Raw genomic sequence first — 24,580 nt, forward strand, 5'->3', positions numbered from 1 at the left:
CGGCGCGCGCGCCGCTGGTCCGCGACACACGACAGCGCATGGCGCAAGGTTTTTTGCTGTTGCGCTCGGCGCCACCGCATTGGAGGCTCGACGATGCCGGACGACGCGCGGCCGGCGCCTCGGGAGGGCATTTTGTCATGTACCGCGCCCGCCTCTTCGCGATCCGCCATGCGGCGGCGTTCGAATGGATCTACCAGCGTCTCGAGCGGCTGATGATCGCCTGCGACCCGGTCTTCGCCCGGATCGGCTACGAGCGCGTCGAGCGGCCGATCGCACTGGTCGAGCGCGGCGTGAAGGGCGTGCTCTTCGACTGCAAGATGTGCGGACAGTGCGTCCTGTCGTCGACCGGCATGTCCTGCCCGATGAATTGTCCCAAGGAGCTGCGCAACGGGCCCTGCGGCGGCGTGCGCCCGGGCGGCTATTGCGAGGTGAAGCCCTGGATGCGTTGTGTCTGGGCGCTGGCCTGGGACGGGTCCTCGCGGATGAAGGGCGGCGACAAGATCCGCGAGGTGCTGCCCCCGGTCGACCGCAGCCTCAAGGGGTCGTCCTCCTGGCTGCGGGTCAGCCGCGAGAAGGCCGCCCGGTTGCGGGAGGCGCGGGAGGCTGCACGCACCACGATCGCGCAGGCCTTCCCCGGCGCGCGCGCGAACGAGCCCGCGGTCGCCCCGCTCGCCACCGAGCCCGCAAGCGCCGTGAACCGCGAGCAGCGCCAATGAGCGGGTTCGAGGACCACGGCGATTTCGTCCGGCCCTACGAGGAGCCGCCACCGGGCCATGTCTCGAGCAGCCGGCTCGAGCGCGTGCTGCGCTCCGGCCGCTTCGCGGTGACCGCCGAGCTGAACCCGCCCGACAGCGCGGACCCGGCGGACGTGTTCGAGGCGGCGCGGCCGCTCGGCGAGGTGGCGGACGCGATCAATGCCACCGATGCGTCGGGCGCCAACTGCCACATGTCCTCGATCGGGATCAGTGCGCTCCTGACCCGCGCGGGATACGGCACCGTCTACCAGATCTCGTGCCGCGACCGGAACCGCATCGCGATCCAGGGCGACGTGCTGGGCGCGGCTGCGATGGGGGTGCGAAACGTGCTGTGCCTGACCGGCGACGGCGTCGGGGTCGGCGACCAGCCGGGTGCGAAGCCCGTCTTCGATTTCGACTCGCTCTCGCTCCTGAGAACCATCCGGACGATGCGTGACGACGGGGTCTTCCTGTCGGGGCGCAAGATCTCGCGTCCACCGCGCATGTTCCTCGGCGCGGCCGAGAACCCCTGCATCGAGCCGCATGAGTGGCGCCCGGAACGTCTGGCGAAGAAGGTCGATGCGGGCGCCGAGTTCATCCAGACCAACTACATCTTCGATATCCCGCTCTTCGAGAAGTTCATGGCGCGGGTCCGGGACCTCGGTCTCGACAAGCGCGTCTTCATCCTTGCGGGCGTGGGGCCGCTCGCCTCGGCGAAGGCCGCGCGCTGGATGCGCTCGAACGTTCCAGGCATCCACATTCCCGACAGCGTGATCGCCCGGATGGAAGGCGCGCAGAAGCCGGGCGAGGAAGGCAAGAAGCTCTGCATCGAGCTCATCCAGAGGATGCGGGAGATCCCGGGCGTGGCGGGTGTGCATGTCATGGCCTACCGCCGCGAGCACCAGGTCTCCGAGATCATCCTCGAATCCGGCGTGCTCGAGGGCCGCCGTGCGCGGCGGCGCGGCAGCGAGCCGACGGGCGCCGGTCCCGAGGCATGATGGCACCGGGACCGCGACGCCTCATTCCACCACACATTTCGGCAAAGAAGATCGTTGCGGGAACGGGGCGAGATGGGCTCAACTCGTGCTGGTTCATTAAGGGGGAGACCGCCGGATGAGATTCCGTGACGCTGATCGGATGCCCGCTCGGCTCCGAGCGCTTTTGACGGGCGGCATCGCAGCATTGGTGCTTGCCACCAGCGCGACCGCCGAGGATCGCGAGGTCACCGCGCGTGTCGAGATCTCGCAGGTTCAGGTGGCATTCCTGTTCAGCGGAAATGTCGGCGGGGGCAAGCTCCACTTCAACGGCAAGACCTACGACTTCTCGGTCGGCGGCCTGGGCATCGGCGGGATCGGGGCGTCGAAGATCGAGGCCACCGGCGATGTCTACGGCCTGAAGAAGGTCGAGGATTTCCCGGGCGCGTACGTGCAGGGACGCTACGGTGTCGCGGCGGGCTCGAAGAGCACGGGCGAGTTGTTCCTCGAGAACTCCGCGGGCGTCAGCCTGCGGCTGCAGGCGAAGCGCGAGGGGCTTGCCCTCTCGCTTGGCGGCGACGCCGTCTACATCACGTTCGATTGAGGGAGAGCGTCATGCGAAGCGCGCGAAAGACTGCTGCACTGGCCCTCGCCACGATCGGTCTGATGACGGGCGGCATCGGATCCGCAGCCGCAGAGCCCGTCACATTTGACGCCGTATCGATGTGGGAGGCGAACGGCACCGTCGTGCAGTCCGCGAGCGACCGGAATGTCTTCGCGGGCGAGGTCAGCGGCCCCTACGCCATCGACACCGGGAAGGGGCCGGTACCGGCGGGACGGATCATCTGCGTGGGGACCGTCGCGGCCGCGATCAGCACCGGCGAGCAGGTCGGCAAGGGCGAATGCCAGATCGTGGCGATGGACGGAGCGATCGCCTTCGGGCGGTTCGAGTGCTCGGGGCTCCGCCTCGTTGGCTGCAGCGGCATCTTCGAGATCACTGGCGGGGAAGGCCGGCTGGAAGGCGCCAAGGGCAGCGGCAAGATCGTCGTGCGCAGGGCCGAGACCAGTTTCAAGGTTCAGAACGGCAGCCTGCGCGAGGAGGCGTTCGGTGTGGCGTTCTGGAAGGACATGACCCTGGAGATGCCTGAAAAGAACTGACACTGGCCGTCCGTGAGGGAATTCGGCGGACCGCCGCCACGTCCGTGGGCGCCATCACCAAGGCGCGTGGGCGCCGCAGCAGTCCGGGGGAAAATGCGCCAATGACACGCCTCGAAAATACCCGGACGCCTGGGCGGCGCGGAGGCGCCGCTCTGGTGCTTGCGTTCGTCGCCGTGGTCGCGATGCTTGCAGGCGCCTGCACGACCGTCCTCACGCGCAGCCCCGTGCCGGCGTCCGAGGCCGAGACCGCCGCGCCCTATGGCATCGTGTCGAAAGGCGGCAACCGGGTCAGGGACTGGGGTGACGAACTTTCGGCCGGAACACGCGACGATCTGATCGCGAACTGGTCCAAGCTCCAGCGCGCGGCGCACAAGGACGCAATTGCCGCCGGCGAGCCGATCCGGGAAATCAGTCTCGCACTTTCGGGCGGCGGCCCGGATGGCGCCTTCGGTGCGGGCGTGCTCAATGGCTGGAGTGCGCGCGGCGACCGGCCCGAGTTCACGATCGTGACCGGGATTTCCACCGGCGCGATCATCGCGGTCTTCGCCTTTCTCGGCCCTGATTACGATGACGAGCTGACTGAAGTTTATACCACCTATGAAACCAGCCAGCTGATGCAGCGGGCGATCTTCGCCGGCCTGACCGGGGGCACCGCGTTGATGGACACACGCGGCTACCGCGGATTGATCGAGAGGTACATCGACGACACGGTGGTCCAGCGCTTGGCCGAGGAGTACGAGCGCGGGCGCGCCCTGCTCATCGGCACGACGAACCTTGATGCCGCGCGGCCGGTCTTCTGGAACGCCAGCGCGATCGCCGCGAGCGGGCATCCGATGGCCAAGCGCCTGATCCATGACATCGTCCAGGCGTCTTCCGCGATCCCCGCCGTCTTTCCCCCGGTCCTGATCCCGGTCGTCACGGCCGACGGCAAGACCTACGACGAGATGCATGTCGACGGCGGGGCGACACAGCAGGTGATGTTCTTCAGCCCCGAACTGCCGATGCGGCTTGTCGACGAGGCCGTGGGAGCGCGCTTCGATCGCTCGATCTACGTGATCATGAACAACAAGCTGCGCAAGCCATATGACCCGGTGCGGCCGCGCGTGGTGTCGATCGCGGGCTCGGCGCTCTCCAGCCTGCTGGGCGGCGCGGGGTCCGGCGATGTCTACAAGATCTACGCGATCGCCGAGCGTGACGGCATCGAGCTCAACGTCCTCGCAGTGCCGACGGACTTCGACCGCGAGCCCCAAGAGGCCTTCGACCGGGACTACATGAAGGCGCTCTACGACGTTGGATACGAGATCGGCCTTGCCGGTGACGGCTGGTCCCCGACCCCCCCCGAGTTCGAGCCGTGGCCCTGATGCGAATGAACCTATTCCAGCGCCCCTCACTGGCACGCGGCAGATCAGCTTGCCGGCGCGCCGCTGCAGCCGCATTCGCGGTTCTCTTCATGCTCGGCGCTGCGACCGCGCAAACCCCGCCGCCGGCTCCGTCCTCCGAGGCCGCGGCAAAGATCATGGAGGCCGCGAAGAGCGCCGGCGTCCCCGTCGTGATCATCGGCGCCGCGCCTCCCCCCGCGGCCGCACCGCTTAGCCAGCCGCCTTTCGCCGAGCGTGCGGCCGGATGGTCGCGCCGCGTCTTGGCCGAGGCCAGACAGAGCATCGCCGAGGTCAAGGCGCTGCCCGAGACGTTGCCGCCAATCCTCGAAGGTCTGTCGGGGCGTTCCGATCCTGGCTGGTTGTGGCCCGCGCTCGTGATCGCCTTCATCGCCGGCCTCGGCGGCCTTGTCGTCGAGCGTCTTGCCGCGGCACGGCTCGAGCGGCTCCTGATCCACAACGCCCCCGAGCTTTCGTCCAACCGGGGCGCGAGAATACGCTATGCGCTGAGCCGGGCGGCACTGCGCGCCGTCGCCATCGCTGTCGGGCTTGGCTCGGGCTTCTTCGTCGCCGCGATCGCGGTGGACGATTTGCCGGGGCATGAGTCGGTGGTGCTGTCGGTCTTCGAGACCTTCGTCGTCATGCGACTTGCGCTGCTCTTCCTCCGGTTCATGCTTTCGCCCGACGATCCCGCGACCCGCGTCTTCGCGATACCAGACGCGGTGTCGAAACGGGTCTATCGCCGCGTGATGATTGGCGTGGGCGCAATTGGCCTTGTCGTGATGTTGGCAACCTGGCTCGAGCGCATCGGCGCGCCGGTGGGCGCGGTGAACGCGGTCGCGAGCCTGTCCACCGTTCTCGGTGCGGGGCTGTTCGGACAGGCCGCATGGACGCTCAGGTATCGCAGGGCACGCGGCGAGAGCGGCCCAAGGGCGCCGTGGATTTCCCGAAACTGGCATCTGCTGTTCATCGGCTACACGATCGCCGCCGTGGCCGCGACGATCCTTGGCCGCCTGTCGGGCGCCGAGGTGGGCGGCCTCCTGCTCGCCCCCGTGGTCGCGGGCATCATCGCGGGCATCATCTACGCCGTCGCGCTCCTCGCGATCGACCGGCTGTTCCCGCCGCCGCTGGCGGGTGAAACCGCGTCGTCCTTCAGGGCATGGGCGGAGCGCTCCGCGCTGGTCATCGTGGGCGCAATCGCTCTCGCGGTCGTTCTCGGTGAATGGGAGGTCGACATCTTCAGCGACGCGGGCGAGATGCGCCCCGCCTTCACTGTGCTCATCATCTCGGTCGGCGCGTGGATCGGATGGGACGCGATCCGGACGGCCTTCGACCAGCGCATCGCCGAGGAACGAGGTTTAGGCGGACAAGCGGCTGAGGAGCGCGAGGATGGCGATGAGGGCGGTGCCGGCGGCACGCGGCTCGAGACGATCCTGCCGCTCTTTCGCAATGCGATCCTGATCGCGATCCTCGTCATCGTCGCGATGGTCGGGCTGTCGTCCATCGGCGTGGACATCGCGCCCCTCTTTGCCGGCGCCGGGCTGGTCGGCATTGCCATCGGCTTCGGCGCGCAGACGCTGGTCCGCGATATCTTCTCGGGCGTCTTCTTCCTGATCGATGACGCCTTCAGGATCGGTGAGTACATCGACACCGGCGGCGCGAAGGGAACCGTCGAGCGGATCTCGATCCGTTCGATGCAGCTTCGCCACCACACCGGCCCGCTGCACACCATTCCGTTCGGCGAGGTGAAGCAGCTCACCAACTTCTCGCGTGACTGGGTGATCATGAAGCTGCCGATCCGCGTCCGCTTCGGCACCGACACGGAACGCGTGCGCAAGCTGGTGAAGAAGCTCGGCCAGCAACTGCTCGAAGACCCCGTCATCGGCACGAAGTTCGTCGAGCCGCTCAAGAGCCAGGGCGTCTACCAGATGGACGAGTACGGCATCATCACGCGGGTCAAGTTCAAGACGCGCCCCGGCGACCAGTTCGCGGTCCGCAAGGTTGTCTACCAGAAGATCAACGAGCTCTTCGAGCACGAGGGCATCGCCTTCGGCGGGCGCGAGGTGGTCGTGCGCGCGGCCGACGAACCGCATGGCACGGAAGGAGTGTCGGCGGATGCATTGACGAAAGCGGCGGCGGCCGAAGCTGGATCGACGCCATCGGCCCGGGCCTGACCGGCCCTTCGGCCAAGGGCGCCGCCAACGACCGGACGCGGGCGGGCCGCGTCGATCAGACCGGCCGTCACGACGCCGGCAAAATTGGGGATGCGCCATGTCGAACGGCAATCAGGAACGTCAGCGGGTGCTCCGCTACTCCGTCGACATCTTTGTCACCCTCGGGCTGATCTCGCTGTTCGCCTGGCTTTCGATCCGGCTCATTTCGCCGTTCGTGCCGATCCTGATCTGGGCGCTGATCCTCGCGGTCGCGCTTCACCCGGTCTTCGTCTGGCTGCGCGACCGTCTGGGAGGGCGCCGCGGAATGGCGGCGACCGCGCTGGCCCTGCTCGGACTGGTGCTGCTGATCAGCCCGACCGTGCTCATCGTCGACTCGATCATCGGTTCGACGCTGGAGCTCGCGGACAGGCTCGGCAAGGAGCGCCTCGAGATCCCGCCGGCCGATCCCACTGTCCGCGACTGGCCGCTGGTGGGCAACACGGTCTACCGGCTCTGGGACGGAGCGCATGCCGATCTCGAGAAGACCGCCGAGCAGTTCGCGCCCCAGATCAAGGAGTTCGGCGTCTTCCTGCTGGGCTCAGGAGCCGGGCTGGCGCGCGGCGTGATCGAATTCGCGCTCTCGGTAATCTTTGCCGCGGCCCTGCTCAGCTATTCCGAGCCGCTGGGCGCGGTAAGTGACCGGCTGGCCAGCCGGATCGCCTCGACGCGCGGCCGATTGTTCCTCGAGACGGCGATCGCCACGATCCGCAACGTCTCGCGCGGGGTGATTGGCGTGGCGATCATCCAGGGGGGGCTCGCGACCATAGGCATCGTCGCGGTGGGCATACCGTTCGCGGGGCTGGTCGCCGCCCTCACCGTGGGCGCGGCCATCATCCAGTTCCCGATGATCGCCATCCTTCCGACGATCATCTACGTCTGGAGCGTGGAGGCGACCACCACGGCACTGCTGTTCACCGTGTACATGATCCCCGTGATGCTCTGCGACAACGTGCTCAAGCCCGTCCTGATGGCACGGGGCCTTACGACACCCATGGTCGTGATCCTCATCGGCGTCGTCGGAGGCACGCTGAGTTCGGGGCTCACGGGCCTTTTCATCGGGCCGGTCATTCTCGCGATGTTCTACGAGATGATGAAGGTCTGGATCGCCTCGATGGACGAGGAAGCCGCCGCAGCGGCCTTGCGGGATCATATCGACCGCGGCGCGTCCTGAGGCTTCCCCGCAAGGCCTGATCCCCGCCCGTCGCCTCCTTTCCAGCCGGGCGCCCCTACCCGGCGCGTTGGCCCGCAACCATGCGGGGCCGGGCGCCGCATGGCGACCGCGCGACGCATGGTGGGGCGATTTTGACTTGGATCAACGAATTAAAATTTATCTATATGTAGAACTCCTCCTGTAGGCCAAAGGCCAATCATAACAAGGCGTAAGCGTGCGCCCGACGGGTATCTCCGTGCTCGCCAGGAGGAGCGAAATGACTGTCTACAACTCGCCGACCCATATCTTCAGCATCGATGACATCACCGGGACATTCTCGGGACTTACCTTCGCGGACGATCCCGGTTTCCTCGATCTCACAGGGTCGGTCGTCACGCCCTACATCGACAAGGACGGCAACGAACTCTACGGAATCGACAGCGAGTTCGGCTTCTACGTGAATGACTTCCTGGGTGCCGACCAGAAGGTGCTCGACGGGGACTATGCCGAAGGCTTCGCCGGCAACATCTTCGACCCCTCGGACTCGACCTCGGTGATCGGCCTCGCGCTGAGGAATGCCGAAACCGACGTGTTCCGCTCGGGCGCCCCGCTCGGCACATGGTCGCTTGGCCTCGGCGGCGCGACCGTGAAAGCATCGACCGAGCATTACAACACGATGGCGGACGTCCTTTCGGACCAGGCCTTCCCCGGCGATCCGGACGCGATCGCGCCGCTCGACAACGACCTCAAGATGCTCGACCTGCGCCCGACCGGGCCGGACGGTGCACTCGAGCCGGGCCTCGTTCACGAGTACTATGTCGAGGAACTCACCGAGGCGCTGCAGCGCGCCATCGACAACGTGGGTGGCACCGACACGCTCCATTCCGACATCGACTTCGACCGTGATGGCATCAACGACGCCTTCACCACGCGCACCGTGACGCTCGATTACGACACTGATGGCGACGGCACCGTCGAGAAGATCGAGGTTGGCGGCATCGACCTCGACAATGACGGCACCGCGGATGTGGTCGACAGCTTCCTCAACGGCTTCGGCGCGCCGGCCGATCTCGTCGATCTGCTCGAGCCGAACGAGTCGAGCGTGACCTACGACATCGCCTACAGCACCGATTACTCGGTCACGCTGAAGGACGACGGCAAGCTGCTCTATCGCTGGGGCGAGGCGGTAAAGCGGCCCAACGACATCCGCATGGAGGTCAACCTCGAGCTCCCCGAGGAGTGGACCGAGGATCTCGACGAGAACGGGATCGCGGACATCCTCGAGAACGGGTCGGAAGGCTTCAAGATCACCCGGGCCGAGCTGATCATCGTCCACGACATCACGAACAATCCGAACGACCAGGTCCGGCCCGAGGACTACGAGAACGAGGCCGCGATCGGGCGGTTACCGTCGCATTACATCGTGACCGATCCGGACGATGCGACCAATACGCTCTGGGTCTCGCCCGTCGACAGCTACAATGGCGAGGGCGATCTGCTGGCCAGCTACTTCAAGCTGACCCCGACCGGCGAGATCGACCTCGGGGCCGGCGGCACGGCGGTCTATGATCCCGATGGCGCCCTCGTCGGTTACCGCAACGAGGACATGTCGGGCACGCCCATCGGCACCGTCCTGCGCGACATGGCGCTGGCCGATGCGGCGGCGGACGCGGACCTGACCTTCGAGTCGTCGGATCTCGTCTCCGGTTTCACGGCCGCCTGGTACACGACCGTCGACCGCGAGCCGTTCGAGTGGTCGTACGACATGTTCCCCGACGACCCATACAAGAACGTCTACGAGAGCTTCCGGAGCCCCGAGGACGCCGCGCTCGAGGGGTATACCGAGGAAGCGCTGGTCTCCGGCCCCCGCTGGCGCCTGACGCCCAACAAGTTCGGACAGGATCTTCCCGGCCTCGAGGTGCCGCTGACGCCGAACACGCCGCCCCCCTACCAGAAGGACAACATCAAGTACGAGACGGGCGAGCTGACCACGACCACGCTCAACCTGCTCGACTGGGGCGAGGACGCGGACGGCGACGGGATCCCCGACCCCTCGCCGCTTGGCACCAGTCTGGGTTGGATGACCATCGATCCCGGCCGTCTTGACGTCGATGCCGACGGGATCATTGACGAGGGCTGGCAACAGGTGAACGGCTCGCTGAACGCGGGTGACGAGATGCCCGAGGGCCTTATCCTGTCCGCCATCACGCCCAATGGCGTGATCCTCGAGCAGGACTTCCTCGATACGGCGGTCTACCTGAAGGGTGACCGCCAGGACTCGGCAAACCTCTACGACATCCGGCTGGTGATCGAGTACGAGCCGATCCTCGAGCAGGTGACGATGGGCGCGGTGCAGGGCCTCTCGGTCAATCACATCGAGCGGGTGGTCAACTACCAGGACGGTGCCACCTTCGCGGCGCCGGTCGTGTTCCTCACGCCCACGACGCGAGACGGCTTCCAGCCCGCCTCGATCACCGTCAGCAGCGTCACCTCGACGGGCGCCAGCATGCGGCTCGAGGAGCCGGACTATCTCGACGGCTGGCACAACCCCGAGGGCGTGTCGATGCTCACGCTCGAAGAGGGTAACTGGACACTCGAGGACGGCACGCGCCTCGAGGTCGGGACCGTGGATCTCGCCGCCGGGTCGACCTCGAGCTTCGCCGCCGTGACCTTCGACGAGGCCTTCGATGAGGTGCCGACGGTGATCGTCCAACTGCAGACCGACAATGGCGCCGACTGGGCAATCGCGCGGGTGCAGAACGTCACGACGACCGGCTTCGAGGTCGCCATCCAGGAAGAAGAGGCCAGCGACGGCGTGCACAGCGCCGAGGTGGTCGGCTGGGTCGCGCTCGACGCGTCCGCCCCCTCGGGCGTCATCGATTGGGGCGGCATCGGCGCACAGGCCTTCACGATGGACCAGGGCGTGAGCCATGCTGGCGGCTCGTTCACCTTCGACGAGGCGGTCGGGCTGGATCCGCTCGTCTCGGCGGGGATCGCGAGCTTCTTCGGCGCAGATCCGGCGATCCTGCGGCTGAACGATCTCTCGGACGACGGATCGGTCGCGACCGCCGATTTCCTCGCGCAGGAGGAGAAGAGCGCCGACGACGAACTGTGGCACGCGCTCGAAGACGTCTCGGGGATTGCGTTCGAGACCGCGGGGCTGCTCACGGCGGGTGAGACGCCGACGGTCGAGGCCTTCGACTTCGTCTGAGCACCAAGCCTCGATGCTTCCTTCGCCGGGCGGCCTGCTGGCCGCCCGGCTTTCATTTTGGCTGCTCTCTTGGGACGACTAGGCGCGGGTCACGCATCGCCATGGCACTGAGGGACGCGAACGAGAAAGGCCGGGGCACGCGGTCCCCGGCCTTCGTCGTCACCTCGCCCGAACGGGCGACGCCGCGTCAGGCGAGAAGCGGCAGCAGCGAATCCATCGAGGCCTTCGCGTCACCGTAGAACATGCGGCTGTTCTCCTTGAAGAACAGCGGGTTCTCGATACCCGAATACCCGGTGCCCTGACCGCGCTTGCAGACGAAAACCTGGCGTGCCTTCCAGACTTCCAGCACCGGCATTCCCGCGATCGGGCTGCCCGGGTCCTCCTGCGCCGCCGGATTCACGATGTCGTTCGCACCGATCACGATGACCACGTCCGTCTGCGGGAAATCCTCGTTGATCTCCTCCATCTCGAGCACGATGTCGTAGGGCACCTTGGCCTCGGCGAGCAGCACGTTCATGTGGCCGGGCAGGCGGCCGGCCACCGGGTGGATCGCGAAGCGCACCTTCTTGCCCTGGGCGCGCAGCCTGCGGGTCAGCTCGGAGACCGAGCCCTGTGCCTGCGCGACCGCCATGCCGTAGCCGGGAACGATGATGACGCTGTCGGCATCGTTCAGCGCGCTCGCGACATGGTCGGCATCGGCGGCGATCATCTCGCCCTCGATCTCGCCCGCCGCCTGGGTCTCGCCGCCCCAGCCGCCCAGGATCACCGACACGAAGGAGCGGTTCATGCCGCGGCACATGATGTAGCTGAGGATCGCACCCGAGGCACCGACCAGCGCGCCGGTGACGATCAGCAGGTCGTTGCCCAGCGTGAAGCCGATCGCCGCCGCGGCCCAGCCCGAGTAGCTGTTGAGCATCGAGACAACCACGGGCATGTCCGCCCCGCCGATCGCCATGATCAGGTGCCAGCCGATCGCGCCGGCGATCACCGCCACCAGCAGCATCGTCCAGATACCTGCGCCGTTGAGGTAGAGCAGCCCGAGAAGCAGGCAGAGCGCCACCGCACCGAGGTTGATCTGGTGACGGAAGGGGAGCGTCAACGCCTTGGAGCTGATCTTGCCCGAGAGCTTGCCATAAGCCACGACCGAGCCGGTGAAGGTCACCGCACCGATGAAGATGCCCAGGAACAGCTCGACCTTCAGGATGCTGAGCTCGACCGGTGTCTTCTTGGCGATGGTCGCAGCAAACCCGCCGAGCTGATCGGTCGTGCCCGACGCGACGGCCGAAAGCGCGCGACCCATCTCGATGTCGGCGTTGAGGCCGATGAAGACGGCCGCGAGCCCGACGAGGCTGTGAAAGCCCGCCACCAGTTCGGGCATCTGGGTCATCTGGACCTTGCCGGCGACATAGGCACCGCCGACCCCGCCGATCACGATCATCAGCAGGATGACCACGTAGGCGCCGACGCCGGGACCGAACACGGTCGCGCCGACCGCGAGCGCCATGCCGATGATCCCGTACCAGATCGCGCGCTTGGCCTTCTCCTGATTACTCAGGCCGCCGAGGGCGAGGATGAAGAGGATTGCCGCCACGACATAGGCGGCCGTCACGAGGCCGATGCTCATTATTCCTGTCCCCGATCAGCTTTTCTGGAACATGGCGAGCATCCGCCGGGTCACGAGGAACCCGCCGAAGATGTTCACCGATGCCATGAGAACCGAAAGTGCCGCCAGCACCGTTACCACGCCGCTCGCCGATCCGATCTGCAGCAGCGCGCCAAGGATGATGATCGACGAGATCGCGTTCGTGATCGCCATCAGCGGCGTGTGCAGCGAATGGGCGACGTTCCAGATCACGTGGAACCCGACAAAGCAGGCCAGCACGAACACGATGAAGTGCTGCATGAAGCTTGCGGGCGCGACCGTTCCGACCAGCAGCAGAAGACCACCGCCGACGCCGAGCAGGGCCGTCGACCGGTTCGCTGCCTTCTTGAACTCGGCCAGCTCGCGCGCAGCCTTCTGCTCGGGGGTCTCCTCGGGCTCTTTCTTCTTCGGCTGCGCCGCGATCGCTTTGACCTTCGGCGGCGGCGGCGGGAAGGTGATCTCACCCTCGTGGCACACCAGGGCGCCGCGGATGACGTCGTCCTCCATGTTGACGACGACGACGCCGTCCTTCTCGGGCGTGAGGTCGTCCATCATGTGACGGATGTTCGTCGAGTAGAGGTTCGAGGCCTGCGTCGCCATGCGGCTGGGGAAGTCGGTGTAGCCGACGATCGTGACACCGTTCTCGGACACCACCTTCTGGTCCGGCACGGTCAGGTCGCAGTTGCCGCCGCGCTCGGCCGCCAGGTCCACCACGACCGAGCCCGGCTTCATCGCCTTGACCATGTCCTCGAGCCAGAGCTTGGGGGCCGGCCGGCCGGGGATCAGCGCGGTGGTGATGACGATGTCCATCTCGGGCGCAAGCTCGCGGAACTTCTCGAGCTGCTTCTCGCGGAACTCGGGGCTCGAGGGCTTGGCGTAGCCGCCGGTCTCGGCACCGTCGGTCTGGTCCTCCTCGAAATCGAGGAACACGAACTCGGCGCCCATCGACTCGATCTGCTCGGCAACCTCGGGACGGACGTCAAAGGCATAGGTCATCGCGCCAAGCGCAACCGATGTGCCGATGGCGGCGAGACCCGCGACGCCGGCTCCCACGACCAGCACCTTCGCAGGGGGCACCTTGCCCGCCGCGGTGACCTGGCCGGTGAAGAACCGGCCGAAATTGTTTCCCGCCTCGATCACCGCGCGGTAACCCGCGATGTTGGCCATCGACGAGAGCGCATCCATCTTCTGCGCGCGGCTGATGCGCGGGACCATGTCCATCGCGAGCACGGTCATGCGCTTGGCATTGAGCTTGGCCAGAAGCTCCTCGTTCTGGGCGGGCCAGACGAAGCTGATCAGCGTCTTGCCATCGGGTGCCGCGTCGAGCTCCTGCGGCATGGGCGCGCGCACCTTGGCGATCACGTCCGCCTCGGCCCAGAGTTCGGCAGCGGTGTCGACGACCTTGACGCCCGCGGCCCGATAGGTGTCGTCGGAGAACGAAGCGGCCAGACCCGCACCGGACTCGACGAGACATTCGTGTCCCAGCTTCTGAAGCCGGCCGGCGCTTTCAGGCGTCAGCGCGACACGCGCCTCGCCCGGTTCCAACTCTCTCGGTGCTCCGATCTTCATGTCGGGATCCTTGTACTTTTCGACGAATCCTGAGTGGGATTGGGATTTATGCGTCTAGCAGGATTGCATGTCGCATTTCAGCAGGAAACAGACGCAACGGGTCCTGGCCGGTCAGAAAACGCGCCGGATTGCCTGCCGCATATCGACGCAATGCCGCTGCATCACATGCCGAAGGCGGGAATTCCCCTCGCGGCGGCGCGATCTCGAATCGGCCTTGCACGCCGGAAGACGCGGATGCTTGCAGCGTGCCGATGCAGGACCACCCGGCAGATCACTGCCGCGCAACGTCAGGGATTCGCGGCGAACTTCCCCTTGGCCAGCCCGGGCTCGCCACGCTACTGAAACGACGGGAAGAAGCACGGGGGGCGGGCCATCCATGACATCGGTCTTCGACTACGTGATCGTTGGTGCCGGCTCGGCCGGATGCGTGATCGCGTCGCGGCTTTCGGAGAATGCCAGCGTCACGGTCTGCATGCTCGAGGCGGGTCCCGCCGACTGGCACCCGATGATCCACATCCCGGCCGGCTGGATGAAACTCATGAAGAACCCGCGGCTCAACTGGATGTATGAGACCGAGCCGTCGGAATGGACGGGCGGCCGGCACGTGCCGGTCCCCCGCGGCAAGACGCTGGGCGGATCGTCGTCGATCAACGGCAACATCTTCAATCGCGGAACGCCCGGCGACTTCGATCACTGGGCAGAGCGCGGCAATCCCGGCTGGGGGTATGCCGACGTCTTGCCGCTGTTCCGCCGGCTCGAGGACTGGCAAGGCCCCGACCCCGATGCGCGACGCGGCCGCGGCGGCCCCCTGCGCATCACGCCGAGCCCGTGGCGGCATCCGCTGTGCGATGCCTTCATCGCCGGCGCGGCCAGCCTCGGCATTCCCGAGAACCCCGACTACAACGGCGTCCGGCAGGAAGGGGTGAGCTATACGCAGCGCACGATCTCGCGCGGCCTGCGGCAGAGCTCGGCCCGCGCCTTCCTGAGACCCGCGATGAAGCGCGCGAACCTCGACGTCCGCACCGACGCCCAGGCCTGCGCGATCCTTTTCGAAGGCAGGCGCGCCATCGGGATCCGCTACCGGCGTGGCGGGGCGATGCACGAGGTCCGCGCCCGCCGCGAGGTGATCCTCTCGGGCGGCGTGATCAACTCACCCCAGCTTCTGCAGCTCTCGGGCGTGGGGGACCCCGAGCATCTCGGGAGCATCGGCATTCCGTGTCTTCACGCGCTGCCCGGGGTCGGAAGGAACCTGCGCGACCACTACACGCCGCGCTTCACCGCGCGCGTCAGGAACGCCGAGACCTTCAACGAGCGCGCCCATGGCCTGAAGTTCGTCGCCGAGCTCGCGAAATGGCTGGCTGGAAGGCCGTCGATCCTCGCTCTGCCCGCGACCGCCTGCTACGCCTTTGCGCGCTCGCATCCCGCGCTCGATATCAATGACCTCCAGATCACCTTCATGCCGGCGAGTTACAAGGAAGGCCACCAGAGCCAGCTCGACGACCGTCCCGGAATGACCATCGCCGCCTGGCAACAGCGACCCGACAGCCTCGGACATGTCCTGGCCCGCAGCGCCGATCCGTTCGAGAAACCCGTGATCCAGCCGAATTACCTCGCCGAGGAAAGCGACCGCCGGGTTCTGCTGGCAGGCTTGAAACTGGCCCGCGCGATCCTGCGCAGCAAGCCAATGGAGCCCTATTTCGCGGGCGAGATCTTCCCCGGCGACGACGTGCGCACGGACGCCGAGCTGCTCGAAACCGCCAAGGCCCGGGGCACGACGACCTTCCACATGATGGGAACCTGCCGGATGGGTCCCGCCACGGATGAAACTGCGGTCGTCGATCATCGCCTGAAGGTCCACGGGATCGACGGGCTGCGCGTCGCGGACGCATCGATCATGCCGACCATGCCATCCGCCAATACGAACGCATCGACCCTGATGATCGGCGAGAAGGCGTCCGACCTTATCCGCGCCGATTGCCACACATGACCCTGTCTCTCCGGCATGCACCGGGCAGCGCGGCACCCGATCCCGGGGCCGATGCCGGGCACGCCATGCAGCGCCGATCCTGCTTTCTGCAACCGCCCCGCGGTGGTAGGTTCTTCGGGTTGAACAAGCGCACGGTGCTGCCGCTCGGCAATGGGAACTCATGGCATGCCGCGGGCTGACCAACCTTCGAGCCCCTCCGAGGAACTGGCCGAACGCCGCGGCTGGAAGGGTGAGACACTTGCCAATGGCGTGCTCACCACCGAGCTCGCGGAATTCTGCCAGAGCGGCATCAGCGTCGTGCTGGCGAGCTGCGACGGTGGGGGGCGGCCGGTCGTCGCCCGAGGCCTGGCCTGTCGGATCGACGCGGACGGGCGGGTCCGGGTGATGCTCCGCGAGGAGCCGAACCTGCCCTTCCTCAAGGCAATTGCCGCAGGGGCGTCCGTTGCCGCGACCTTCACCAAGCCCCATTCGCACCGCTCGATCCAGCTCAAGGGCACACACGCCGAGATCTTCCGCCCGGCCCCGCTCGACGGACCGGCAGCATTCATGCAAACGAGCGCCTTCCGCGACGAGCTGGTCTCGGTCGGCCACAGCGAGGCCTTCTCGGCCGGGTACACGCATTTCGAGCCGCACGAGCTTGCCGCGATCGAGTTCCTGCCCGAGAGCGCGTTCGTGCAGACGCCCGGCCCGAGCGCGGGGAGCGCGCTGGCACCATGATCGAACCCTCGCTCGACGTGATCCGCAATTGCTTCGAGGGCGTCGTGCCGGCGATCCTCGCGACCTGCGACGGCGACGGCGTTCCCAACGTCTCGCTCGTCTCGCAAGTCCATTACGTCGACTGTGAGCGCGTCGCGCTGAGCTACCAGTTCTTCAACAAGACCCGGCGCAACATCCTCAGCACCGGCATGGCCAGCGTTTCGGTGATGGACCCCGAAACCGTGACCGATTACCGGCTCGACCTCTTCTACGAGGAGACGCAGTCCGAAGGCCCGCTCTTCGAGATCATGAAGGCGAAGCTCGCCGGTATCGCGTCGCATAGCGGCATGGAAGGCGTGTTTCAGCTGCTTGGCGCCGACATCTTCCATGTCCGTTCGGTGAGCGTCGCCTCGGGGCCGGTCACGGCCCCGCCGGACGCGCCGCGAAACCTGCTCTCGGCGGTGCGGCGCAGCTGGCACGAGCTTGGCGAGGCGCGCGAGCTTGGCGCGCTCTTCGACCGAACGCTCGACTGCCTGGGGCGTTATTTCAGCATCGAGCACGCGATCATCCTGGTCCGCGACGGGACGGCGGAGCGGCTCTACACGGTCGCCTCCATGGGCTATGCGCGGTCAGGGATCGGCTCGGAAATCGCGCTCGGTCATGGCGTCATCGGCGTCGCCGCGCGCGAGGGTGTGCCGATCCGCATCGGGCACATGTCCGCGGACTACAGCTACGGCGCCACGCTGCGCGATCAGGCGCTCGATCACGGCCTCGGCGCGCCCGAAGCGACCCAGATCCCCTATCCCGGCCTTCCTGCGCCCGAGAGCCAGATCGCCGTTCCGGTCATGGTCGGCGGGCGTACCGCGGGCGTCCTCTTCGCCGAGAGCCCCGAGCCGATGCGTTTCCGATACGATGACGAGGACGCGCTGTCGCTCGTCGCCGCGCGCCTCGGCGAATTGATGGGATCGGGTCTCGAAGCGGTCGGGGCCGAGCCGGGCCCGAGCCGCCCGAGCGTTGCCGCCGCACAGGCGATCCACATCCGCCACTACGCCGCGGACAACAGCGTCTTCGTCGATCACGACTACCTCATCAAGGGCGTGGCCGGCGCGATCTTCTGGAAGCTCGTCGCGGAGTACGACCTGACCGGACGGACCGAGTTCACCAACCGCGAGTTGCGGCTCGACCCTGCGCTGAGGCTGCCCGAGTTCGCGGAGAACCTTGAGGCGCGGCTTGTCCTCTTGCAGCGGCGCCTTTGCGAGCGCGACTGTCCGATCAGGCTGGAAAAGGCAGGCCGCGGCCGGTTGAGACTGTGTGTGCCCGGCACCCTCTCGCTCGAGGATATCCCCGTGGCCGGTGGCAAGCTGACCGCTTAGCAAAATCTTAGCATTTCTTGCGGGGATTCTTACCGAGCCACGTCGTTGGCATTGGTCTAGTTCCTTGCGCGCCGAGACCGGTCACCGGTTTCGCTTTGCATTCAAAGCGCGTGACGGAAATGACCTCGCAGCAGCATTCGATCATTGCATCGGCCCCGGCCAGGGTGGCCATCGGGACCCGCCAAGCCGAGGCGTCCCGCCGGCGGCCGCGCCGGACCATGACGGTGACCAACCCCATCGCGCCCGTGGCGTGCCGGGACCAGCGCAAGGCGCCTGGATTCCATCCTTGATCTGCTGAAGCCGAGACATTGCCCAGAGAACCGAAATGAAACCGAACACCCCCACCTGGCCGCGCAAGACGCGGGAGGTGCGCAACCACCACTTCGACTCGACGATCTGGAACGACTTCAGGTTCCGGCCTGACGACATCGTCATCGGCACCTACGCCAAGTCCGGCACCACATGGGTGCAGCAGATCGTCGGACAGCTGATCTTCGCGGGCGACGCGGAGGTGAACGTGCCCGAACTGTCGCCCTGGCTCGACCTGCGCGTGCCCCCGAAGGAGCAAAAGCTGCCGATGGTCGAGGCGCAGACCCACAGGCGGTTCCTCAAGACCCACCTGCCCGTCGACGCGCTCGTGTTCTCGCCGGAGGCGAAGTACATCTATATCGGCCGCGACGGACGCGACGTGCTGTGGAGCATGTACAACCACCACGCTCGAGCCAATGCCGAGTTCTACCGCGTGCTCAACGAGACGCCCGGGCTGGTCGGCGAGCCGATCGCGCCGCCGCCCGCATCGATCCGACGGTATTATCACGACTGGCTCGACCGCGACGGCCACCCGTTCTGGCCGTTCTGGGAGAGTATCCGGAGCTGGTGGGAGATCCGCGATCTGCCAAACGTCCTGTTGGTCCATTTCGCCGACCTCAAGGCCGACATGGCTGGCGAGATCGCGCGCATCGCGCGTTTCCTGGAGATCGAGGTGGATCCCGACCGTTGGCCCGCGATCCTGGACCACTGCAGCTTCGATCACATGAAGCGCAATGCGGCCAGAAGCGCGCCGCTTGGCGGCATCCTCTGGGACGGCGGAGCGGAGACCTTCATCCACAAGGGCACGAACGGCCGCTGGCGCGATGTGCTCACGGCACAGGAAAGCGAGAAGTACGAGACCCTTGCAGTGGAGAAGCTCGGCCCCGAGGCGGCCGCCTGGCTGGCCAGCGGCAACGGCTCGCGGGGTCTCGCACAAGGCACGGCCACGCAGGGATCGCCCACGTCGGAGCTGATGCGACGAACCGGCTGACGGGCGGCACACGACCCAAGGCAACCAGATCGACGCCGCCCCCGGCCAAACCCGTCGGGGGCGCTTGGAACTTTATTCCGGAGGGGCCTCCTCGGAGGGGGCGCACGCCATGTTCGACTTCGTCTACAACCTTGGATCCTCGGTGCGGCCCGCGCTGTTCGCGACAGGTCTGTCGGCCGGGCTGGGGGTATTGCAGTTCCTACTCGCGTCCGGGTCGCCGGTTGCTGGCACCATGCCCAGCACTGCCGCAGCCGGCGCGCCAGCCACGCTGGCCGGGACAGGACTCTATGCCGATCCGGCGGCGCTTGCCGTCGATCCGGCGCATATCGCGTTCGCGCCGCAATATCCCCTCTGGACCGACGGCGCCGAGAAGCGGCGTTGGATCTCGCTGCCGCAGGGCAGCGCGGTCGATGCCTCGAACCCGGACGTGTGGGACTTCCCGGTCGGCACCCGGCTCTGGAAGGAGTTCGCCTTCGCCGACCGAAGGGTCGAGACCCGGTACATGGAGCGCCTGCCGGATGGCAGCTGGCTGTTCGCGACCTATGCCTGGAGCGAAGACGGGCGGGACGCGTATCTCGTCTCCGAAAAGGGTCGCCGGAACGCCTTCGCCCTGACGGGTGGCGGCTCGCACGCGATCCCCGGCAAGAACGACTGCCAAGTCTGCCATCTTTCCGGACCGGCCGCGGTGCTGGGCTTCAGCGCGCGGCAGCTCGCGACCGACGACGAGCCGGCGACGCTCGACGAAACGAGACAGCCGAATCGGAACGCGTCGCTCGCAGCCCTGGTCGAGGGTGGCGCCATCCACGGTCTCGACGCGCAGCTGATCGAGGCTACGGCACCCGGCACCTCCAGCGTCGAGCGCGCGGCACTTGGTTACCTCCACGGGAATTGCGGCCATTGCCACAACGCCCATGGGCCGCTCGCAAAGCTCGGCCTGAACCTGCGCCAATCGGTTGCCGACCCCCATGCCGCACCGATGGCGACGACGGTGGACCAGCCGATGAAATCACCACCGCCGGGCCTCGCGCCCGGAACGGCCCTCAGAATCGCACCGGGGCGTCCGGAACTGAGCGCCTTGCCGCAGCGCATGGCCTCGCGCTGGCCGTCGCTCCAGATGCCGCCCCTCGGCACGTCCCTGGTGGATGCCGACGCAGTCGATCTGATCAACCGCTGGATTGCCGGGATGGAGGAGGTCTCCACCACGGCCCTGCACAATGAAGGAAGCAAGCAATGACGAAATTCGGATTGCCAGCCCTGGCCCTCGCCACCGTCCTGTGCGGCACGGCGGGCGCCGGGGAGGCCGCGGATCCGGAGCGGGTGAAGCGGGGCGAGTACCTCGTGAACACCTCCGCCTGCCACGACTGCCATACCCCCTTCAAGATGGGCGATAACGGCCCCGAATGGGACATGGACCGGATGCTCTCGGGTCACCCCGAGAGCGAGGTGATCACCGTGGGCCCGACGCTCGAAGGCCCCTGGGCCGCGGCGGTATCGATGACCAACACGGCTTGGGCGGGTCCCTGGGGCGTGAGCTTTACCGCGAACCTGACGCCTGATCCGGAGACGGGCATCCTGCGGGACTACTCCGAGGAGCAGTTCGTCCAGGCAATGCGGACCGGGAGGCATCTCGGCCAGGGACGGCCCATCCTTCCGCCGATGCCCTGGCCGGTCTATGGCCAGATGACGGACGAGGACCTGGGCGCGATCTACGCCTACCTGCGCCAGCTCCCGGCTGTCCGCAACAAGGTGCCGGATCCCCTGCCGCCGACGCCGCCGAGCAATTGAGCCAAGCGCCGCCGCGCCATCCGCACGCAGTCGGGGTGGCGCGGCGGCCCCCGCTGACGGGTCGCCGCACCGGCGCCGGGACGAGATCCATGTGGCCCTGCCTGGCCCCGGTCAGGAAAATGCGGCGAGCGCAACGATCACCTGCCGCGATGGCGCAATCGCGTGTTAGGCTCGGCCCATCTTGACCGCACGCCAGCGAATGGGAGAGCGACATGAAAGACGGGAACGGCATCCGGACGACCCAGGGCCGCGGGCGCCTGTTCGCGAACGTGCTCGACACGATCGGCGACACGCCCTGCATCAGGGTGAACAATCTGGGGCCCGATCATGTGACGATCTACGTCAAGGCCGAAGCCTTCAATCCCGCCGGGTCGGTCAAGGACCGCCTTGCCGTGAGCATCATCGAGACGGCCGAGCGCGAGGGCCGGCTGAAGCCCGGACAGACGGTCGTCGAGGCGACAAGCGGCAACACCGGCATCGGCCTCGCCATGGTCTGCGCGCAGAAGGGCTATCCCCTCGTCGTCACCATGGCCGACAGCTTCTCGATCGAGCGGCGCAAGCTCATGCGCCTGCTGGGCGCGAAGGTCGTGCTCACCCCGCGGGCCGAGAAGGGGTTCGGCATGTATCGCAAGGCCGTCGAACTGGCCGAGGCCAACGGCTGGTTCCTTGCCCGCCAGTTCGAAACAGAAGCGAATGCCGCAATCCACGAGGCCACGACGGCGCGCGAGATCATGGCAGATTTCGAGGGCCAGCGCCTCGACTACTTCGTCACCGGCTATGGCACGGGTGGCACTCTGAGCGGCGTCGCGCGAATCCTGCGCAAGAAGCGCCCCGACACCAGGATCGTGCTCAGTGAGCCGGCCAACGCCCAGCTCCTCGGCAGCGGCGTGTCGCAGCAGCGAACAGCCGACGGCTCGCCGGCCGCCAGCCATCCGGCCTTCGAACCGCATCCCATCCAGGGCTGGACGCCCGACTTCATCCCGTTCGTTCTGCAGGAGAGCGTGGACAACGCCTATTACGACGAGCTCATTCCCGTTCCCGGTGCGGAAGGCGTGAAATGGGCCCGCGAGCTTGCGCGGCGCGAGGGGATCTTCACGGGCATCTCGGGCGGCTCGACCTTCGCGGTCTCGCTGCAGATCGCCGAGCGCGCTGCCCCCGGGTCGGTGATCCTGTGCATGTTGCCCGACACGGGCGAGCGCTACATGACCACGCCGCTGTTCGAAGGCATCGAGGAGGACATGAGCGCCGAGGAACTGGCGATCTCGCGCTCGACGCCGGGCTACCAGATGGGCTGAGGCGCGCCTTCGCGCCTCACTCGGGCACGCCGAGGCGCTGCAGCAGGGCGCAAAGCCTGTCGAGGACGCGGGGCGAGAAGACCATCGCCTCGCGGAACATTTGCGTGGTGAAGCCCGGATAGGCCTTGAGCAGCACGTCGCGCGAGGCCTGCGCTTCGGCCTCGCGCCCGGCCGCGAGCAACGAGGCCGCCAGGTTCCGGTGGATCCACAACGCATTAGGCCGCTCCTCGAGCGCCCGGATGAACAGATCGGCCGCAGCCGCATCATCGCCGACGACCTGCCGCGCGCTCGCGAGGCCGACATAGTTGTTGAAGTTCATCGGGTCGAGCGGGCTGAGCCGCAAGGCCTTGCGGAAATGCTGCTCGGCCTCGTCGGGCCGATCGGTGTAGACCTCGAGCCAGCCGAGCCGGCACAGCGCCCAGGCGGCGTTGGGATCGAGCGTGACCGCGCGCTCGAGGAGGACGCGGGCCACCCCGTAATTCCGTGCGAAGGTATTGACCGCCCCGAGAACGGCAAGGATCAGCGGATCATCGGTCGAATGACTGGCCGCCCGGTCCGCCAGCGACAGCGCCTTGGCGCGCGCCCCGGCGGTGTCCTGCACCCAGTTGTAGACCGAGCGCTGCGCCCAGCACCACGCGGCGAGGGCAAGCGCAAGGGGATAGTCAGGATCGATCTCGAGCGCCTGGTCGAGAAGCTCGAGCGCCGCTGTCGCCGCGTCCTTCTCGAGCGTCCAGACGTGTCGCATCGCCCTCATGGTGTAGTCGTAGGCACCCAGCTCCTGCGGCCGCTTTCGGCGTGCACGCTCGATCTCGGCCTGGCGGATCGATGGCTGCAACGCACCTGCAACCTGCTCGGTGATCCGGTCCTGGAGGTCGAAGATGTCGTCGACCGACCCGTCATAGCGCTCGGCCCAGAGGTGACCGCCATCCGCCGTCTCGATCAGCTGAACCGTGATCCGCACCCGGTTACCCGCCCGCTGGACCGAACCCTCGAGCACATAAGCCACGCCAAGCTCGCGCCCGATGTCCCGGACGTTGAGGTGCCGGCCCTTGTAGGCGAAGGCCGAGTTGCGCGCGATCACGAAGAACGCGCGGATTCGGCAGAGCGCCGCCGTGATCGACTCGACCACTCCGTCGGCGAAATACTCCTGCTCGGGGTCGCCCGACATGTTGTCAAAGGGCAGGACGGCGATCGAGGGCTTGTCGGGTGGCAGCGGCTGAGCGGACCGGCGCCGCGCCGACGGCGCTGCCCCCTCTGGACACCAGCGCCACACCTGGATCGGGCGCTCGATGTTCTTCAGTTCGCAGCGGCCGCCATCCTCGAAAACCTCGTCGATCCGCCCTTGGACGTAATCGTGCACGGCGCCCGACACCGCGATGCCCCCGGGGTCCGCGATCGCCTCCAGGCGCGCAGCGATGTTGACGCCGTCCCCGAGGATGTCGTCGCCCTCGATGACGATGTCGCCAACGTTGACGCCGATGCGCATCACGAGCCCGCTGTCTCGCGTCGAGAGCAGCCCCTGCATACCGAGCGCGGCCCGAACCGCATCGACGGCCGAAGCAAACTCGGCAAGGAAGCCGTCGCCCGTTGTCTTGACGAGTCGCCCACCGTGGTCGGTGATCATCGGAACGATGACGCTCTCGCGCAGTTGCCGCAGCTCCGCGAGGGTGTTCTCTTCATCCTCGGCCACGAACTTCGAATAACCCTCGACATCCGCGGCGAGGATCGCGGCGAGGCGCCGATCGACCTTGAGGGGCGTCATCGCGAGCGGGCTCCCAGCGTTCTGCTTCGCGCTCATCCTGGAATGCGGGTCGTGGGAGCGCAGGATACGGCAGTGACCGAAGACACGCTAGACGCGTTGTCGGAAAGTGGCACCGCCGAGTTGACCGGCAGCCCGATCGAGCCCGGTCGGGTCCGGGACGACGGCAGGCAAGACCTGTCACACGACGAGAGCGGGGACGCGATGTCGAGCCGCTGGGCGGATGCCGCACGCAGGAGAGAAGCATTGCCAGTGCGACCGCCACGGACCCATGATGTGCCCGCTCACACTTATTGAATGCTTCTGACGTTTCTGACCGCTGGCGAACCCGGCACAGCCGCTGCGCCATTCCGATCTT

General features: G+C 67.0%; 18 protein-coding genes. 15 read left to right on the forward strand and 3 right to left on the reverse strand.

Going from position 1 to position 24,580, the window contains the following annotated elements:
• Positions 1–137: 137 nt before the first annotated feature.
• The 8 genes from H0I76_RS17295 (at position 138) to H0I76_RS17330 (ending at position 10,816) form a co-directional block, all read left to right on the forward strand.
• Entirely contained in the window at positions 138–716 is a 579-nt protein-coding gene (locus H0I76_RS17295; RefSeq protein ID WP_200612827.1) for a methylenetetrahydrofolate reductase C-terminal domain-containing protein, read from the forward strand.
• Positions 713–1,732, forward strand: a complete 1,020-nt coding sequence (locus tag H0I76_RS17300) for a methylenetetrahydrofolate reductase (RefSeq protein WP_200612830.1) — start codon at positions 713–715, stop codon at positions 1,730–1,732. The genes H0I76_RS17295 and H0I76_RS17300 overlap by 4 nt, the downstream gene beginning before the upstream one ends.
• A 115-nt stretch (positions 1,733–1,847) precedes the next feature.
• Complete coding sequence (locus H0I76_RS17305; RefSeq protein ID WP_200612833.1) at positions 1,848–2,312, forward strand: hypothetical protein; 465 nt, start codon at positions 1,848–1,850, stop codon at positions 2,310–2,312.
• 11 nt (positions 2,313–2,323) lie between these two features.
• Positions 2,324–2,866: a hypothetical protein gene (locus H0I76_RS17310; protein ID WP_200612836.1), complete on the forward strand. Its 543-nt coding sequence runs from the start codon at positions 2,324–2,326 to the stop codon at positions 2,864–2,866.
• A gap of 101 nt (positions 2,867–2,967) precedes the next feature.
• Entirely contained in the window at positions 2,968–4,227 is a 1,260-nt protein-coding gene (locus tag H0I76_RS17315) for a patatin-like phospholipase family protein (protein ID WP_200612838.1), read from the forward strand.
• Positions 4,228–4,382: 155 nt separating this feature from the next.
• The gene (locus tag H0I76_RS17320) at positions 4,383–6,416 is read left to right on the forward strand and encodes a mechanosensitive ion channel family protein (RefSeq protein WP_234455407.1); all 2,034 of its coding nucleotides are present in this window, start codon (positions 4,383–4,385) and stop codon (positions 6,414–6,416) included.
• Between the two features lie 97 nt (positions 6,417–6,513).
• Positions 6,514–7,626 carry an AI-2E family transporter gene (locus tag H0I76_RS17325; protein WP_200612840.1) on the forward strand — a complete coding sequence of 371 codons (1,113 nt, stop codon included), beginning with the start codon at positions 6,514–6,516 and terminating at the stop codon, positions 7,624–7,626.
• Between the two features lie 256 nt (positions 7,627–7,882).
• Positions 7,883–10,816, forward strand: a complete 2,934-nt coding sequence (locus tag H0I76_RS17330) for an H-type lectin domain-containing protein (protein ID WP_200612842.1) — start codon at positions 7,883–7,885, stop codon at positions 10,814–10,816.
• A gap of 187 nt (positions 10,817–11,003) precedes the next feature.
• Here H0I76_RS17330 and H0I76_RS17335 read toward each other — a convergent pair whose 3' ends face one another.
• Positions 11,004–12,440 (reverse strand): NAD(P)(+) transhydrogenase (Re/Si-specific) subunit beta, encoded by a 1,437-nt coding sequence (locus H0I76_RS17335; RefSeq protein WP_200612844.1) that lies wholly within the window; start codon positions 12,438–12,440, stop codon positions 11,004–11,006.
• Positions 12,441–12,455: 15 nt separating this feature from the next.
• On the reverse strand, positions 12,456–14,027 hold the full coding sequence (locus H0I76_RS17340; RefSeq protein ID WP_200612846.1) for a Re/Si-specific NAD(P)(+) transhydrogenase subunit alpha: 1,572 nt from the start codon (positions 14,025–14,027) through the stop codon (positions 12,456–12,458).
• A 376-nt stretch (positions 14,028–14,403) separates the two neighbouring features.
• Between H0I76_RS17340 and H0I76_RS17345 the strand changes: the two genes are divergently transcribed.
• The 7 genes from H0I76_RS17345 (at position 14,404) to H0I76_RS17375 (ending at position 22,463) form a co-directional block, all read left to right on the forward strand.
• Entirely contained in the window at positions 14,404–16,014 is a 1,611-nt protein-coding gene (locus H0I76_RS17345) for a GMC family oxidoreductase (protein ID WP_200612848.1), read from the forward strand.
• Between the two features lie 165 nt (positions 16,015–16,179).
• Positions 16,180–16,731: a hypothetical protein gene (locus H0I76_RS17350; protein ID WP_200612852.1), complete on the forward strand. Its 552-nt coding sequence runs from the start codon at positions 16,180–16,182 to the stop codon at positions 16,729–16,731.
• Complete coding sequence (locus H0I76_RS17355; RefSeq protein WP_200612854.1) at positions 16,728–18,083, forward strand: GAF domain-containing protein; 1,356 nt, start codon at positions 16,728–16,730, stop codon at positions 18,081–18,083. Before H0I76_RS17350 ends, H0I76_RS17355 begins: the two co-directional genes overlap by 4 nt.
• A gap of 325 nt (positions 18,084–18,408) precedes the next feature.
• Positions 18,409–19,383 carry a sulfotransferase domain-containing protein gene (locus H0I76_RS17360; protein WP_200612857.1) on the forward strand — a complete coding sequence of 325 codons (975 nt, stop codon included), beginning with the start codon at positions 18,409–18,411 and terminating at the stop codon, positions 19,381–19,383.
• A gap of 109 nt (positions 19,384–19,492) precedes the next feature.
• Positions 19,493–20,617 carry a hypothetical protein gene (locus H0I76_RS17365; protein ID WP_200612860.1) on the forward strand — a complete coding sequence of 375 codons (1,125 nt, stop codon included), beginning with the start codon at positions 19,493–19,495 and terminating at the stop codon, positions 20,615–20,617.
• A complete protein-coding gene (locus H0I76_RS17370) occupies positions 20,614–21,168 on the forward strand; it encodes a c-type cytochrome (protein ID WP_200612863.1) in 555 nt (184 codons plus the stop codon). Before H0I76_RS17365 ends, H0I76_RS17370 begins: the two co-directional genes overlap by 4 nt.
• 212 nt (positions 21,169–21,380) lie before the next feature.
• Complete coding sequence (locus H0I76_RS17375) at positions 21,381–22,463, forward strand: PLP-dependent cysteine synthase family protein (RefSeq protein WP_200612866.1); 1,083 nt, start codon at positions 21,381–21,383, stop codon at positions 22,461–22,463.
• A 16-nt stretch (positions 22,464–22,479) separates the two neighbouring features.
• Here the strand turns inward: H0I76_RS17375 and H0I76_RS17380 are convergent, their stop codons facing one another.
• Positions 22,480–24,225, reverse strand: a complete 1,746-nt coding sequence (locus H0I76_RS17380; protein WP_200612869.1) for an adenylate/guanylate cyclase domain-containing protein — start codon at positions 24,223–24,225, stop codon at positions 22,480–22,482.
• Between the last annotated feature and the right edge of the window lie 355 nt (positions 24,226–24,580).

Origin of the sequence: Thermohalobaculum xanthum (assembly GCF_016623495.1) — a bacterium.
Taxonomy (GTDB): domain Bacteria; phylum Pseudomonadota; class Alphaproteobacteria; order Rhodobacterales; family Rhodobacteraceae; genus Thermohalobaculum; species Thermohalobaculum xanthum.